The 14,078-nt window shown below is 34.9% G+C and carries 16 protein-coding genes; 7 read left to right on the top strand and 9 right to left on the bottom strand.

The genetic code is table 11. The features are described 5' to 3' along the window. Window positions 1-7: 7 nt before the first annotated feature. Entirely contained in the window at window positions 8-472 is a 465-nt protein-coding gene (locus tag BW932_RS08055; RefSeq protein ID WP_076386977.1) for an acyl-CoA thioesterase, read from the bottom strand. Window positions 473-541: 69 nt separating this feature from the next. Between BW932_RS08055 and BW932_RS08050 the strand changes: the two genes are divergently transcribed. Continuing rightward, entirely contained in the window at window positions 542-889 is a 348-nt protein-coding gene (locus tag BW932_RS08050; RefSeq protein WP_076386976.1) for an arsenate reductase family protein, read from the top strand. A gap of 262 nt (window positions 890-1,151) precedes the next feature. Here BW932_RS08050 and gcvT read toward each other — a convergent pair whose 3' ends face one another. Next, entirely contained in the window at window positions 1,152-2,231 is a 1,080-nt protein-coding gene (gene gcvT, locus BW932_RS08045; RefSeq protein WP_076386975.1) for a glycine cleavage system aminomethyltransferase GcvT, read from the bottom strand. A gap of 182 nt (window positions 2,232-2,413) precedes the next feature. Next, window positions 2,414-2,923, bottom strand: a complete 510-nt coding sequence (gene idi / locus BW932_RS08040; RefSeq protein WP_076386974.1) for an isopentenyl-diphosphate Delta-isomerase — start codon at window positions 2,921-2,923, stop codon at window positions 2,414-2,416. Window positions 2,924-3,225: 302 nt separating this feature from the next. On the opposite strand from idi, the gene BW932_RS08035 reads away from it, so the two are divergent. Beyond that, window positions 3,226-3,627 (top strand): LNS2 domain-containing protein, encoded by a 402-nt coding sequence (locus BW932_RS08035; protein ID WP_076386973.1) that lies wholly within the window; start codon window positions 3,226-3,228, stop codon window positions 3,625-3,627. A gap of 3 nt (window positions 3,628-3,630) precedes the next feature. After that, entirely contained in the window at window positions 3,631-4,590 is a 960-nt protein-coding gene (locus BW932_RS08030) for a D-2-hydroxyacid dehydrogenase (RefSeq protein ID WP_076386972.1), read from the top strand. A 120-nt stretch (window positions 4,591-4,710) separates the two neighbouring features. Here the strand turns inward: BW932_RS08030 and mscL are convergent, their stop codons facing one another. Further along, a complete protein-coding gene (gene mscL / locus BW932_RS08025) occupies window positions 4,711-5,079 on the bottom strand; it encodes a large conductance mechanosensitive channel protein MscL (protein WP_076386971.1) in 369 nt (122 codons plus the stop codon). A 312-nt stretch (window positions 5,080-5,391) separates the two neighbouring features. Here mscL and BW932_RS08020 point away from each other — a divergent pair, with 312 nt between their 5' ends. Next, on the top strand, window positions 5,392-6,885 hold the full coding sequence (locus tag BW932_RS08020) for an NAD(P)H-hydrate dehydratase (RefSeq protein ID WP_076386970.1): 1,494 nt from the start codon (window positions 5,392-5,394) through the stop codon (window positions 6,883-6,885). A 48-nt stretch (window positions 6,886-6,933) separates the two neighbouring features. Here BW932_RS08020 and lgt read toward each other — a convergent pair whose 3' ends face one another. Beyond that, entirely contained in the window at window positions 6,934-7,803 is an 870-nt protein-coding gene (gene lgt, locus BW932_RS08015; RefSeq protein ID WP_076386969.1) for a prolipoprotein diacylglyceryl transferase, read from the bottom strand. Between the two features lie 86 nt (window positions 7,804-7,889). Beyond that, entirely contained in the window at window positions 7,890-8,126 is a 237-nt protein-coding gene (gene yidD / locus BW932_RS08010) for a membrane protein insertion efficiency factor YidD (RefSeq protein ID WP_076386968.1), read from the bottom strand. A gap of 101 nt (window positions 8,127-8,227) precedes the next feature. On the opposite strand from yidD, the gene BW932_RS08005 reads away from it, so the two are divergent. Beyond that, complete coding sequence (locus BW932_RS08005; RefSeq protein WP_076386967.1) at window positions 8,228-9,505, top strand: replication-associated recombination protein A; 1,278 nt, start codon at window positions 8,228-8,230, stop codon at window positions 9,503-9,505. Between the two features lie 166 nt (window positions 9,506-9,671). Here the strand turns inward: BW932_RS08005 and pheA are convergent, their stop codons facing one another. Next, window positions 9,672-10,511: a prephenate dehydratase gene (gene pheA / locus BW932_RS08000; protein WP_076386966.1), complete on the bottom strand. Its 840-nt coding sequence runs from the start codon at window positions 10,509-10,511 to the stop codon at window positions 9,672-9,674. A gap of 173 nt (window positions 10,512-10,684) precedes the next feature. Next, window positions 10,685-11,122 carry a hypothetical protein gene (locus tag BW932_RS07995; RefSeq protein WP_076386965.1) on the bottom strand — a complete coding sequence of 146 codons (438 nt, stop codon included), beginning with the start codon at window positions 11,120-11,122 and terminating at the stop codon, window positions 10,685-10,687. 231 nt (window positions 11,123-11,353) lie between these two features. Between BW932_RS07995 and pepE the strand changes: the two genes are divergently transcribed. Beyond that, window positions 11,354-12,046, top strand: a complete 693-nt coding sequence (gene pepE, locus BW932_RS07990; protein WP_076386964.1) for a dipeptidase PepE — start codon at window positions 11,354-11,356, stop codon at window positions 12,044-12,046. A gap of 1 nt (window position 12,047) precedes the next feature. On the opposite strand, the gene BW932_RS07985 is transcribed toward pepE, so the two are convergent. Continuing rightward, window positions 12,048-12,458 carry an acyl-CoA thioesterase gene (locus tag BW932_RS07985; protein ID WP_076386963.1) on the bottom strand — a complete coding sequence of 137 codons (411 nt, stop codon included), beginning with the start codon at window positions 12,456-12,458 and terminating at the stop codon, window positions 12,048-12,050. Window positions 12,459-12,591: 133 nt separating this feature from the next. Here BW932_RS07985 and dnaA point away from each other — a divergent pair, with 133 nt between their 5' ends. Next, on the top strand, window positions 12,592-14,046 hold the full coding sequence (dnaA, locus tag BW932_RS07980) for a chromosomal replication initiator protein DnaA (protein WP_076386962.1): 1,455 nt from the start codon (window positions 12,592-12,594) through the stop codon (window positions 14,044-14,046). Window positions 14,047-14,078: the final 32 nt, after the last annotated feature.

Below are 14,078 nucleotides of genomic sequence, written 5' to 3'. Positions count from 1 at the left end.
GCGGGTTTTACATAAAAGGTTTCATTTCATCCTCAATTTTTTTCCGTAGATCCATGAGTTTGATCGCGTATTGTTCCATTTGTTTTTCTTGATCGGTGGTCGGAAGAAATTTCGGAACTTCTACAGAATTTCCTTCATCATCAACCGCTACAAAAACGATAATGCAATGCGTTTTCTTTTCGAAATCCTTTCTTTTGATATTGCGCGAAAAAACATTGATTGCAATATGCATACTTGTATTTCCGGTGTAAATGACTTCTGCTTCCACTTTTACGATATGTCCAATTTTGATAGGCGAATAAAACCGGATTCCACCCACATAAACCGTCACACAATAACTCGACGCCCAAGAACTTGCACACGCATATCCCGCTTGATCGATCCATTTCATTACACTTCCGCCATGAACATTCCCGCCATAATTGACATCGCTCGGTTCGGATATAAACTGAAAAACTGTTTTATTTTGCATAAATTCTTATTAATAAATAAAGATATTCATTAATTTTTGAAATCTTTAATTTATTGGTAGATTTGAATCATGAAAAAAGTCTTTTATCTAAAGTCCTGCGGAACTTGTACCAAAATTTTGAAGCAATTTGATCTTTCCGATTGGGAATTTCGGGAAATTAAAAGCGAACCGATTTCGGAAGAAGAATTGTCGGAAATGTTTGAAAAAATAAAATCGTACGAAGCGCTTTTCAGCAGACGATCAACGCAAATTAAAGCGCAAAACATCGATGTGAAATCTTTAAAAGCAGATGATTTCAAAAAACTAATTTTAGAACATTATTCTTTTTTGAAACGACCGGTTTTCCTTACTGACAAAGAAATTTTCGTAGGAAATGAGAAGAAAAATTTAGAAGATTTAGAAACTTTTTTTAACTGAAAAAAAGCAAATTGACAAAATATCTGAAGTTTTAGCCCTGATCGAAACGGCATCCTTTTTTGTTATTGCGATATCGATCTCTTTCAACAGATCACTTCACTTTGTTCGCAATGACAAAAAAGATATAGTGTAGAGCAGGACGAGTCTTCTGAGTTGCGGGAATCTTGTAGCTCCTCAAAAAAAACACTTAAATTTCTTCGTTGTTCTTCAAAAAAAAGCGCCCGAAAATTCAGACGCTTCCTATTATTTTAATCAAATTTTTTTATACAAATGGCAATTTCACCACTTTCGCTGGAATATTTTTATTTCTAATCTGAATAAAAATTTCAGAATCAATTTTGAAATGTGGTTTCGCCACGTAAGCCAAACCAATTCCAATTTTCTTCATCGGACTCATCGTTCCGGAAGTTACTTTTCCAATTTCGTTTCCTTCTGCATCAACCACCAAATAATCATGTCTTGGAATTGCTTTTTCCTGCATTTCAAAACCGACTAACTTTCGGGTAATTCCTTCTTCTTTTTGTTTGGCCAAAAGCTCTTTATCAACAAAATCTTTCTCAAATTTTGTAATCCAACCCAATCCTGCTTCAAGTGGAGAAGTGGAATCGTCAATATCATTTCCGTATAAACAGAATCCTTTTTCTAAGCGTAAAGTGTCTCTGGAAGCTAATCCGCAAGGAATTAAACCAAATTCTTCACCAGCTTCAGTGATCGCCTCCCAAATTTTTACAGCGTTTTCATTTTTAAAATAAATTTCAAAACCGCCACTTCCAGTATAACCTGTGTTGGAAATTATTACATCGTCAAAACCTGCAATTTTACCTTCTGTGAAGTGATAATAAGGAATCTCAGAAAGATTCGTTTCGGTTAATTTTTGCAAAGTTTCCGTCGCTTTCGGACCTTGAATGGCGATCAATGACATTTCATCGGAAGCGTTGGTTAATTTTGCACCAAATTTCTCGTTGTGTTTTGAAATATGATTCCAATCTTTTTCAATATTCGAGGCATTTACAACCACAAAATATTTTTCGTCGGCCATTTTATAAACGATTAAATCATCTACAATTCCGCCATTTCCGTTTGGTAAACACGTGTATTGTGCTTTTCCATTTTCGAGGGAATCAACATTATTCGTTCCAACAAATTGCAACAAATCCTTTGCAGAAGGACCTTCCACAAAAAACTGACCCATGTGTGAAACATCAAAAATCCCTACTTTTTCCCGAACCGCAAAATGCTCTTCAGTAACTCCGGAATATTGTACAGGCATATCAAAACCTGCAAAAGGCACTATTTTAGCACCCAAAGAAACGTGTTTATCGTACAAAGCCGTCTTGTTCATCGTATATTTTTATTAAATTTTATTTTTTAGGAGCAGTCAGTTCGCGCTTTTTTCCAAAACTCGACCCGCTTTCCGCTCTATCTTTTCCTCTTCGTGCCTCATCAGAAAAGGATGCCGCTGCAATCGGGGCTAAAAATTCATTTTGTTTTCTTTCCCGAAAATTGCTTTTGAGGCGGTAATTGTTATAAATGCTCCTTGTATTCCTTCAAAATAATCTTAAACCATTCTGTGAAATTTTGGGGATGCTCGATCATTTCTTTCTCTAAATTTTCCATGGAGATGGAGCGAACTTCGGAAACTTCTTGTGGATTCAGTTGAACCTCACCATTGAAACTGCCTGTAAATACGTGATCCAACTCATGTTCCCACAAATTCTGACCTACATCAGCTTTGTAAATAAAATGAAATTTTGGCGACAATTCAGCTTCTAATCCTAGTTCTTCCTGCAATCTTCGTTGAGCACCTTCCAGATAAGTTTCATTTATTCTTGGGTGAGAGCACACTGCATTGGTCCATTGATTCGGAGAATGGTATTTGTTGGCCGATCTTTTTTGCAAAAGCATTTCGCCTTTTTCATTAAACAAAAAAACCGAAAAAGCCCGATGCAGAATCCCATTTTCATGAGCCTGCATTTTTTCCATTAGACCTAAAATTTCGTCATTTTCGTTAATTAAAACTACATGTTCTTCCATATCACACAAAAATAAGTTTAATAAGTAAGGTGGTAAAATTTTTAAGATAAATTTATCGTAGAAAAAAAAAATTAGGTAAGTTTTTGATTTTTTAGTGCGCTATAAATGACATTGAACTGGAATTCCGGGATTTCGTAAAGTATTAATTACGGGAAATGCAATCAGGTATTGAAATATAAAGTTGGATTGAAGTGAAGAGAAGTTCGCAGTAGAGATGCATTGTCTCAAATATTTTTAGAAATCCAATATAATACGCTGCAAACCAATGAAAAGTTGTAATTTTGCAACTTAAATTTTAAACGATGGAATTAGAATATAAAGATCACTTAAGTCCCATGTTAAAGGGTGATATAAAGAATTATTTGATTGATATTGATGGCACAATTACCGATGATGTTCCGAATGAAGAACCGGAAAGAATGGTTGATTGTATTCCATATCCGGATGCTTTGGAAACCATTAACAGATGGTACGATCAAGGTCATATTATTTGTTATTTTACTTCCCGTACGGAAAATTTAAAACAAATTACGATAGATTGGCTCGATAAACACGGCTTTAAATATCACAGTGTTCTTTGTGGAAAACCTAGAGGTGGAAATTACCACTGGATTGATAATCACTTGGTAAAAGCAACCAGATACAAAGGAAAATTCACCGATATGGTAGAAAAACAGGTAACAATAGAAGTTTTTGAAGATTAGTTTATGAAAGTATTAGCAAACGACGGTTTAGACCAATCTGGAATTGATGCCTTAACTGCAAAAGGATTTGAGGTGATTACCAATAAAGTTCCACAGGAATTTTTGATTGACTACATCAATGAAAACAAAATTAAGACGGTTCTTGTAAGAAGTGCAACTACAGTAAGAAAAGACTTGATTGATGCTTGTCCATCCTTAGAAATTATCGGTAGAGGTGGAGTAGGAATGGATAATATTGACGTTGATTATGCACGTTCAAAAAATATTCATGTCATCAATACTCCTTCAGCTTCTTCAGAATCTGTGGCTGAACTTGTTTTTGCTCATTTATTTTCTGGCGCAAGATTTTTGCAGGATTCAAATAGAAAAATGCCACTTTTCGGTGATTCTGAATTCGCAAAATTGAAAAAATCGTACGAAAAAGGAATGGAACTTCGTGGGAAAACCATCGGAATTGTTGGGATGGGAAGAATCGGACAAGAAGTTGCGAGAATTGCACTAGGTTTGGGAATGAGAGTAATCGCAGCCGACAGCAATGTCGGAAGAGCAAGCATCAAAGTGAAATTTTATAACAACCAATTCATCAATGTTGATATCGAAACAGAACCGATTGAAGGTGTTTTGAAACATGCAGACTTTATCACGCTTCACGTTCCGGCGCAGAAAGAAGGATACATGATTGGGGAAAAAGAATTTGAAATGATGAAAAATGGAGTTGCCATCGTGAACTGCTCCAGAGGTGGTGTAATTGACGAAAAAGCTTTGGTCTCCTCTTTAAATTCAGGGAAAGTTGCTTTCGCAGGTTTAGATGTTTTTATCAACGAACCCACTCCTTCAAAAGAAATTTTGAACCACGCTAAAATTTCAATGACTCCACATACAGGAGCTTCAACTTTGGAAGCGCAAGATCGAATCGGACTTTCTTTAGCAGAACAAATTTGCAGTATTCTGCAAGTTCATTAGAAATGAATTGATATAAAAAAAGGAACGCTTCGAAAGATTCGTTCTTTTTTTTAGGTCATTTCACGAAAAAACCCGAAAAATTTTTTCGGGTTTTACTGTTTTTCGAGAAATTTTTATGACTTATTTTTTTAATGAATCTCTAATTTCCATTAATAATGCATCTGTAGAAGAAGGTCCTGCTGGTGCAGCTTCTGCTGGTTTTTTCATTTTGTTAATTCCTTTAATCATTAAGAAAAGCACAATCGCAATGCATAAGAAGTTAATAATTGAGGAGATGAAATTCCCATAAGTTACGCCATTCCAAGCTAATTCCTTGATGTTTTCGGCTCCTGCAACTTTCATTGCTGGATTAAGTAAAAGTGGCGTGATAACATCTGCCACTAACGAATTAACGATATCGCCAAAAGCTTTACCAATAATTACCGCAACTGCTAATTCAACCACATTTCCTTTGATTGCAAAATCTTTAAATTCTTGTACTAGTCCCATAATATTAATTTTTTTTATTGTTCGGTAAAAATATGAAATTTTAATTAAATAGAGTACTTTACTCGCTGAAATGAAATGATTTAACTGAATTTAACCGCAAATCAACATTTAAGCAAAAGTGTTTTCATACGGTTATTTTTTATTTTTGCGATAATGTTATTTTTTCTTGAAATTTTAAACTAATTTCGTATTTTTAACGAGAATTGATTAGGTTTTTTTATTGGATTGATATTCAGCTACATAGTTGTATTTTTAATTAAAAAAAGTAATTTTCTCATCGTATTTTTATAACAACACAAGTGATTTTATCAAGTGAAAATATTTTCAGCACAACAAATTAAGAATTGTGATTCGTTCACAATTAAGAACGAACCGATCTATTCTCTGAATTTGATGCAGAGAGTAGCTGATTCCTGTGTCAACTGGATTTCAAATAAATTTAAAGAAAAAGAGAATTTCTATATTTTTTGTGGAAACGGAAATAATGGTGGTGGCGGTTTTGCCTTGGCTAAAATAATGTATCACAATGGATTTGATATTACTGTTTTCTTAAACGAAAATGAAAACTTTTCTAAAGATGCTGCAAGCAACCTTAAGAAAATTAAGCAGATTTCAGGAATAGACATATTTGATTTTAATGATGCTGCAACTTTTAATTTTAAAGAAAATGCCGTTATTATTGATGCGGTTTTCGGAACCGGCCTAAACCGGAGAACCAATAAGAAAGAAGTTGATCTCATTACTTTTCTTAATGGTGTGAAACTTCCTAAAGTGTCCATCGATATGCCATCAGGATTATTGGCGGATCAAATGATCACTGATCAAACAGTCATTTTTAAAGCAGATGAAACCTTAAGTTTTCAGTTTTGGAAAAAAACGTTTCTACATCCTGAAACAGGTATTTACTGTGGCAAAGTTCATATTTTAGATATTTCGTTGAGTGAGGAATTTATCCAGGATGAAATTACAAGTGATTATGTGATCGATGATCTATTGATTCACCGTATTTATAAGACTAGAAGTGAGTTTTCCCATAAAGGAAATTTTGGCAAAACTACCATAATCGCAGGAAGTTTTGGTAGAGTAGGAGCGGCGGTTTTGGCAGTGAAAGCTGCACTGAAAACGGGAAGTGGGCTTACTTTTGTTCATGCTCCGAAATGTGGCTATGAAATTTTGCAGACTTCTTGTCCAGAAGCGATCTATTTATATGGAGGCGAAAACCATCATGATCGTTTCCAGATTGATCATGATACGGTTGTAGGAATAGGTCCTAGTTTGGGAATCAATACCGATACAGAATCTGCTTTTTTGGATTTTTTAAAAAGTTGCGATCAACCAATGGTTCTAGATGCAGATGCCCTCAATATTATTTCGAGGCATTCTCAGTTTTTAGCGAGAATTCCCGAAAACTCTATCATCACACCACACCCAAAAGAGTTTGAACGACTTTTTGGTATAACAGAAAACTCTTTTGATAGAGTTGAATTAGCCAGAGAAAAAGCGGCTGAACTTGGTATTTATATTGTTTTAAAAGACCATCATACCCAAATTATCACGCCTGAAAAAGACGTTTTCTACAATATTACCGGAAACTCAGGAATGGCAAAAGGAGGAAGTGGCGATGCTTTGCTGGGAATCATCACTTCACTTTTAGCTCAAAATTATTCCTCTAAAGATGCCGCAATTTTTGGCGTTTGGTTGCACGGAAAAGCAGGTGATTTGGCAGCAGAGAAATTTTCTAAAGAAGCCATGCTTCCAACTGATTTAATCAATGAATTGGGAATGGTTTTTAAATCTTTGGCATAAAAAAATCCTTTCAAAATGATTGAAAGGATTAAATGATTTTTTTAAAAATTAATCGGGTTTTTCGTTTTCTTCTTCTGAAATCATTCGGTTTTTTGACGTAAACATGATCACAAATCCTGCAATCATAAATGGTATTGAAAGGATTTGTCCCGTATTTAAACCTGCAAATTGAATAAATTCATCGCCTTGCGGTTCTTTTAGATACTCTACGAAAAACCGAACTGCCCATAAAATTATAAAGAACAATCCAAAGAGCCAACCTTGTTGGTATTTTTTCTTGGTGTACCGGTACAAAATCCACAATAAGACAAAAAGTAAAAAATATCCGGTTGCTTCAAAAAGTTGAGTAGGATATCTTGGTACAATTGCTCCGTATTCCGAACTCTGTTGTGGAAACAAAACCGCAAATGGAGAATTTTCTGGCGCCGCTTTTCCAATAATTTCTGAATTGAAAAAGTTCCCAATTCTGACAAATGCTCCTCCCAAAGCAACAGCAATCCCAATTCTGTCATACACCCAAAAAGGATTTTTATGGATGATTTTAAACGAATAATATAAGGTGGTGAAAATTAATGCAATCGTCGCTCCATGACTTGCTAATCCAGAAAATCCTGTAAATTTAAAGGTAGGATTTGTTTGAATAGGCAAAAATACGGACCAAAAATCTTCCTTGAAAAGTTCTGGCTGATAAAAAACAACATGTCCTATCCTTGCTCCCAGAATAGTTCCAATCAAAGTCCAGGTGAAAAGTGGTTCTACATATTTCACGTTGACGTTATCGATCTTATAAATTTTAGTCATGATCATGTAACCCAAACCAAAGGCGAAGATAAACATCAAACTGTAGTAATGTAGCGTAACAGGACCTAAATGTATTCCAGTGGAAGGATCCCAAGTTGAGTATAAAAACGTCAGCATATAATTTAATTCAAAAATTTAGTATTCAAAAGCGCATGTATCATGTAAAAAACCATTTTTTCATTAATTAAAATGAAAATCCCGGGCTATTTTTTTTTCGGCGGAACTGGATCATAACCATGACCTCCCCACGGATGACATCTCGAAATTCGCTTTGAACCTAACCAAAGACCTTTGATGGGTCCATGATTACGAAGTGCTTCTACCATGTAGCTGGAGCAGGTTGGTTCATATCGGCAATGATCTGGGAGTAAGGGTGAGATGAACCACTGATAAATTTTTATCAGAACAACCAATGGAAATGTGATGATTTTATTGAACATGCAGTTGCAAAAATAACGAAATAGTTTAAATTTGTTCTACGTTTCTTATTAAACTTATTTCTGGATCCATTTCTTCCAGCCAAAAACATCAACCATTTATTTTGAATTCTACCATTCCACTTGCCGAAAAAATGCGCCCACAAAATTTAGATGAAGTTTTGGGACAAGAACATTTGACCGGGAAAACTGGCACGATTCGCAAAATGATAGAGAATGACACACTCAGTTCTTTAATTCTTTGGGGACCACCAGGAACTGGAAAAACAACTTTGGCAGAAATTATTTCTGAAAAATCGCGTCGGAAATTTTTTAAACTTTCCGCGGTTTCTTCTGGCGTTAAAGAAGTACGGGAAGTGATCGAAGAAGCAAAAAAACAAAATCTTTTTTCTGGTAAATCACCCATTTTATTTATTGATGAAATTCACCGGTTCAATAAATCGCAGCAGGATTCTTTGCTCCATGCAGTAGAGAAAGGCTGGATCGTGTTGATTGGTGCAACTACAGAAAATCCCAGTTTCGAAGTAGTTTCTGCGCTCCTCTCGAGAAGTCAGGTGTATGTTTTGAAATCCCTTACTTTCGAAAAATTAGAAGAATTGGCGGAGATTACATTAAAAAAATACAACGAATTTGAAAAGACTGCTTTTAAACTAATAGAGAAAGAAGCTTTCATTCAATATTCTGGCGGTGACGCGAGAAAGTTGATCAACTCGGTTGAGAATGTTTTGAATCAATTTAAAAATTCTGATAAAATAGAAATTTCCAACCAAGATGTGCTCGATGTTTTACAGGAAACAATGGCGCTTTATGATAAAAATGGAGAGCAACATTATGATATTATTTCCGCCTTCATCAAATCGATGCGCGGTTCCGATCCAAATGGTACGGTGTATTGGCTCGCTCGAATGTTGGTTGGTGGAGAAGATATCAAATTTATTGCGAGAAGAATGTTAATCTTAGCTTCGGAAGATATTGGTTTGGCAAATCCGAACGCATTGATCATGGCTAATAATTGCTTTCAGGCGATCAATATTATTGGAAATCCGGAAGCTCGAATAATTTTAAGCGAAACTGCGGTTTATTTGGCGGTTTCTCCTAAAAGTAATTCAACTTACACCGCGATCAACGATGCCATCTCTTTCGTGAAAAAGACTGGGAATCTGCCCGTTCCTTTACACTTGCGAAATGCCCCGACTAAATTGATGAAAGATTTAAATTACGGAAAAGATTACGGTTATGCGCATGCACACGAAGGAAATTTTGTGGATTTAGAATTTCTGCCCGAAGAAATTAAAGGAACAAAATTCTATGAACCAGGAAATAATACGACCGAAAATAAAATTGCCGCCGAACTGAAAAAGAAGTGGAACGGAAAATATTAAGGTGTTAATTTTATAAAATCGAACAACTATCTCTTTGATTGTCAGATTTTTTTAGCGATCATATCTTCGTTCCGGTAAAATGCTATTTTAACTTTTAAAGATAATCAGCGACGGAAAAATTTAGAATATTCGAGGAAATAATACGGGAAATGCGGGTTTTGTTCATTTATCCTTCCAGCAAATACTCGTGGTAGTGTCCGATAAATTTCACATGTGCTCCGATGGATTTTAATTCTTCCAATGCATTTTCCGATAGTATAGGATGCCATTCATTCGCAACATTAATAAAGAAAAAGTAATTTCCTAACCCGGTTTTCAAAGTGCGGCTTTCGATTTTCGAAAGGTTCATGTTTCGCCACGCAAAAACCGATAAAACCTGATGCAATCCTCCTGCATGATCTTCCGGAAGTGTTACAATGAGTGATGTTTTTTCTGAAGTTTTTGGAATGTTTAAATGGAGAATATTTTTCTTTTTGGAGAGGACGATAAATTTGGTGTGATTCTGTTCAAAATCCTGAAGGTCCGAATGAATGATTTTTAAACCATACAATTTGGCTGCATAAGAGTTTGCGATTGCCGCCCATTTTTCCTGAGGATTTTCTGCCACTAACTTTGCCGACGCTGAGGTAGAACTGAAATCCTGCGTTTCAATGTCTTTAAAATGATTTTGCCGAAAATGAAAAGTTTGCGCCAAAGCTTGCGGATGAGAAATAATTTTATTGAAATTTTGGTTGTTTGGATGAATCATCAAATGATGCGCAATCGGCATCACTGCTTCGGTTTCAATAAAAATATCTTCGAAATCATAAAGGTAATCCAATGTCATAGAAACAGTTCCTTCAATAGAATTTTCAAGGGGAACCACAGCTTTTTCTGCCTCGCCATTTTTTACCGCATTGAAGCAATCTAATATGCTCGACTGTGGCAATAATTCATTATTGGGAAAAATTTGTGAACACGCCAACTGCGTGAAACTTGCGTGAGGACCGAGGAAAGCAATTTTCATTCAGCAAAAATAAAAAAGGTATTTGAGATAAAGCCTCTTTATTGCAGATTAATCTTTATTAAATGATGATTTCAAAAGTACTGAACACTCCATTTGGGAACGAAGAGGGATTTGAGGTTCAAAAAAAATCTGCACAAAAAGTACAGATTTAGAATTTAGAAAATATTTCAGCGCTATGCTTTCACTTCAGTATTGATTCCTTCGCTGATTCTTCCTCTCGCGTTTGGTATTTGCGGCATTGAATAAATTTGAGATTTTGCTCTTATCTCTACAATTTTTTTTATGTAATCTAAATTTTTTGCTTCCTCTAAAGTCATGTCCTGAAATTCATAGATTTTCACCACATCATTTTTTTTGAATGATTTTTTTATGTTGTTTAATTCTTCTTCATTTCGAATTGCAACACTTGTGATAAGGCTTTCAACCTCAGTTTTAGCAGGTGCTTTTTCGATGCCTAAGAGTTTTTTCCAGAAATTGCTTTTATCTGTTTTGTTCTTTTGGGTTTTGTAAATGATATAGTCTTCATTTTTAATCCCCGTTTTTTCAATTCCTTCTGATATTTCTTTTGCGTATTTTTGGTTCGGAAATAAACCTACTATTGTATAACTCATCTTTATATTTTTGTTTATAATTTCTATGCAAAGATACTTTGATATTGTTTGAAAAAAGTTAATATTTAAGAATTTAACATAAAATTGATAAAAATCATGTATTAATTTGAGAATTTAATAATTGAAATCTTTTTCAATACTGAAGTGGTAATTTTTTGTACTCATAATGGAATATCATCGGTCTTTTTTGAAAGAAATATTAAATATCTTTGTTTCTATAAAGATTTTACGATGAACATTATTTTAGCATCAACTTCTACACTTTTTGGAGGGAAGTATTTGGAGTATTTAGAAAAGGAAATAACGGAACTTTTCACCGGGATCGATGAGGTTGTTTTTATCCCGTTCGCAAGACCCGGCGGAATTTCGCACGAAGATTACACCAATACCGCGAGAATATTTTTTTCAAAAATTAATATTAAATTAAAAGGACTTCATGAGTTTGAAGATAAAGCCGAAGCAATTCAATCAGCCAAAGGTTTTTTTACAGGTGGCGGAAATACTTTTCTCTTGGTGAAAACCTTACACGAGGAAAACCTGATGACGCTTTTAAAAGAAAATGTAGAAAAAGGCAAACCATATCTTGGTTCCAGTGCAGGTTCCAATATTGGCGGTCTTAATATGAAAACGACGAACGATATGCCGATTGTTTATCCACCCAGTTTTGAGACCATGGGATTGGTTCCGTTCAATATTAATCCGCATTATCTAGATCCTAATCCAGATTTAAAGCATAACGGCGAAACCAGAGAGACGCGGATCAAAGAATTTTTAACGCAAAATAATACCAAAGTAATTGGACTTCGAGAAGGGAACTGGATTCGAAAAGTTGGTACCAAAATTACAGTCGAGGGAAATCAACTCACTCGGATTTTTGAAAAAGACAAGCAACCTTATGAAATAGAAGCGGGAAGTGAACTGTAAATCATTCTTGCCAGTTTTTTTCGATAAGCTCCATTAAAAAAGAAGGGCATTTTACAATTTTATTGGTTTTCGAATCTAAAAAGAAAAGCGTTGTTTTGGCTTCGGTAATTTTCTGCTTAGAGCTGTTGTAAATTTCATATTCAAACTCCACTCGAACGCCTGGAATTTTTTTGATAAAGGTGTGGATTTCGAGAACTTCATCATACAATGCAGGTTTCAAATACTTAATGTTGTACTCCGAAACGGGAAGCCAAATTCCCTGACTTTCAATCTCATCGTAAGATATTCCTAAGCTGCGGAATAGCTCAACACGCGCCACTTCAAAGTATTGAGCATAGTTCCCGTAGTACACGTATTTCATGGGATCTGTTTCTGCGTAACGTACTCTTAATGAATGTGTTGTGTGTATCATGGTGGTTTGAAATTGATCATACAAATATATTTTTTAATAACCAATAGCACAAAAATTTTTTTAAGAAATTTTAAAATTCGATATTTGTTGTCCTGCCAAAATTAAATAATTCAGGAAAAATTGCTGAAAGAAAATGAACGAAAATTTAACTCTCATTTGGGAAAATTGTCTTCAGTTTATGAGAGATAATCTCAACGCCGCTGAAGATAATACGGATCTGAAAAAACTAGAAAACTCTTTTGATTTGCTGTTCGATAATGTGCAGCCAGTTTCTTTAGTTAGCAATAATCTGACCCTTTTGGTTCCGAGTGATTTTTACAAAGAATACATCGAAGATAATTATTTGTCTTTGCTTTCTGCAGCGTTGAAAAAAAATATTGGTAAGGGCGTAAAATTATGGTATTCTGTGATGGAAAACAGACCTGCAGGTCAAGAAAAACCGATTACCGTTAACTTTAAAGGAAAAAGTATTCCCACACCAAAAATGCAGGAAACTTTACCACCCGCATTTTCTGCGAATTTGATTAATCCTTTTGTCGTTCCAGGAATGAAAAAAGTGAATATCGATTCTAATTTGAAAGCTGATTTTTCGTTTGATAATTATGTAGAAGGCGAAAGCAACAAATTTGCTGCAACGGTAGCAAAATCGATTGCCAAAAGACCAGGAGCAACTGCCTTCAATCCTTTGTTTTTGCATGGTGGATATGGAGTTGGAAAAACGCATTTAGGTCATGCAGTAGGTTTGGAAGTTAAAAATGCTTATCCGGATAAAGTGGTACTTTATCTTTCTTCCGAGAAATTTATTCAGCAGTTTGTTTCCGCAGCGAAAGCGCATAAGCAAACAGAATTTGCAAATTTTTATCAAATGGTCGATGTTCTGATCATCGATGATATTCAGTTTTTATCTGGGAAGAAATCTACTCAAGACAGTTTTTTCCATATTTTCGATTATCTGCACCAAAACGGAAAACAGATTATTTTAACTTCAGATAAAGCTCCTGTTGATATTTTAGATATTCAGGAAAGAATTGTTTCCCGATTCAAATGGGGACTTTCTGCGGAAATAAAATCTCCGGATTTTGATACAAGAAGAAGAATTATCATCGATAAGTTGAACCGAGATGGAATCGTTTTAACCGAAGACATGCTCGATTTTCTAGCATCGGAAGTAAAAACCAATGTTCGTGAATTGATTGGCGTGATCAATTCGGTGATCGCCTATTCTACGATTTATAAATCTGAATTAAGTTTAGAATTGCTGAAAGATACCATCAATAAAATTGCAGCGAACCAGAAAAAAGTAATTAATATTCCTTATATTCAAGATGTTGTTTGTGAATATTTCGGAATCGAAAGAGAGCAGCTTTTATCCAAAACCAGAAAAAGAGAAATCGCTTTACCTCGACAATTGGCAATGTATTTTGCGAAAGAGTTGACCAACGCGACCTTCACCAAAATTGGCGAGGAAATGGGTGGAAAAGATCACTCCACCGTGATGTATGCTTGTGATACGATCAAAGATGTTTCGAAAATTGACAAGGAACTGAAAAAATATGTGAAAGAATTGGGCGAAAAAATCAGACAATAATTTTACCCAAAATAAAATATTTAAAAAATGAA

Origin of the sequence: Kaistella chaponensis (assembly GCF_900156725.1) — a bacterium.
Lineage (GTDB): Bacteria > Bacteroidota > Bacteroidia > Flavobacteriales > Weeksellaceae > Kaistella > Kaistella chaponensis.
This window is presented reverse-complemented; position numbering and strand designations above follow the sequence as displayed.

Coding starts and splice junctions, on each gene's coding strand:
- BW932_RS08030 (WP_076386972.1), top strand. CDS start 3,631: ATGAAAGTATTAGCAAACGACGGTTTAGACCAATCTGGAATTGATGCC.
- dnaA (WP_076386962.1), top strand. CDS start 12,592: ATGAACGAAAATTTAACTCTCATTTGGGAAAATTGTCTTCAGTTTATG.
- BW932_RS08035 (WP_076386973.1), top strand. CDS start 3,226: ATGGAATTAGAATATAAAGATCACTTAAGTCCCATGTTAAAGGGTGAT.
- mscL (WP_076386971.1), bottom strand. CDS start 5,079: ATGGGACTAGTACAAGAATTTAAAGATTTTGCAATCAAAGGAAATGTG.
- lgt (WP_076386969.1), bottom strand. CDS start 7,803: ATGCTGACGTTTTTATACTCAACTTGGGATCCTTCCACTGGAATACAT.
- BW932_RS08055 (WP_076386977.1), bottom strand. CDS start 472: ATGCAAAATAAAACAGTTTTTCAGTTTATATCCGAACCGAGCGATGTC.
- pepE (WP_076386964.1), top strand. CDS start 11,354: ATGAACATTATTTTAGCATCAACTTCTACACTTTTTGGAGGGAAGTAT.
- BW932_RS08050 (WP_076386976.1), top strand. CDS start 542: ATGAAAAAAGTCTTTTATCTAAAGTCCTGCGGAACTTGTACCAAAATT.
- BW932_RS07985 (WP_076386963.1), bottom strand. CDS start 12,458: ATGATACACACAACACATTCATTAAGAGTACGTTACGCAGAAACAGAT.
- gcvT (WP_076386975.1), bottom strand. CDS start 2,231: ATGAACAAGACGGCTTTGTACGATAAACACGTTTCTTTGGGTGCTAAA.
- idi (WP_076386974.1), bottom strand. CDS start 2,923: ATGGAAGAACATGTAGTTTTAATTAACGAAAATGACGAAATTTTAGGT.
- pheA (WP_076386966.1), bottom strand. CDS start 10,511: ATGAAAATTGCTTTCCTCGGTCCTCACGCAAGTTTCACGCAGTTGGCG.
- BW932_RS07995 (WP_076386965.1), bottom strand. CDS start 11,122: ATGAGTTATACAATAGTAGGTTTATTTCCGAACCAAAAATACGCAAAA.
- yidD (WP_076386968.1), bottom strand. CDS start 8,126: ATGTTCAATAAAATCATCACATTTCCATTGGTTGTTCTGATAAAAATT.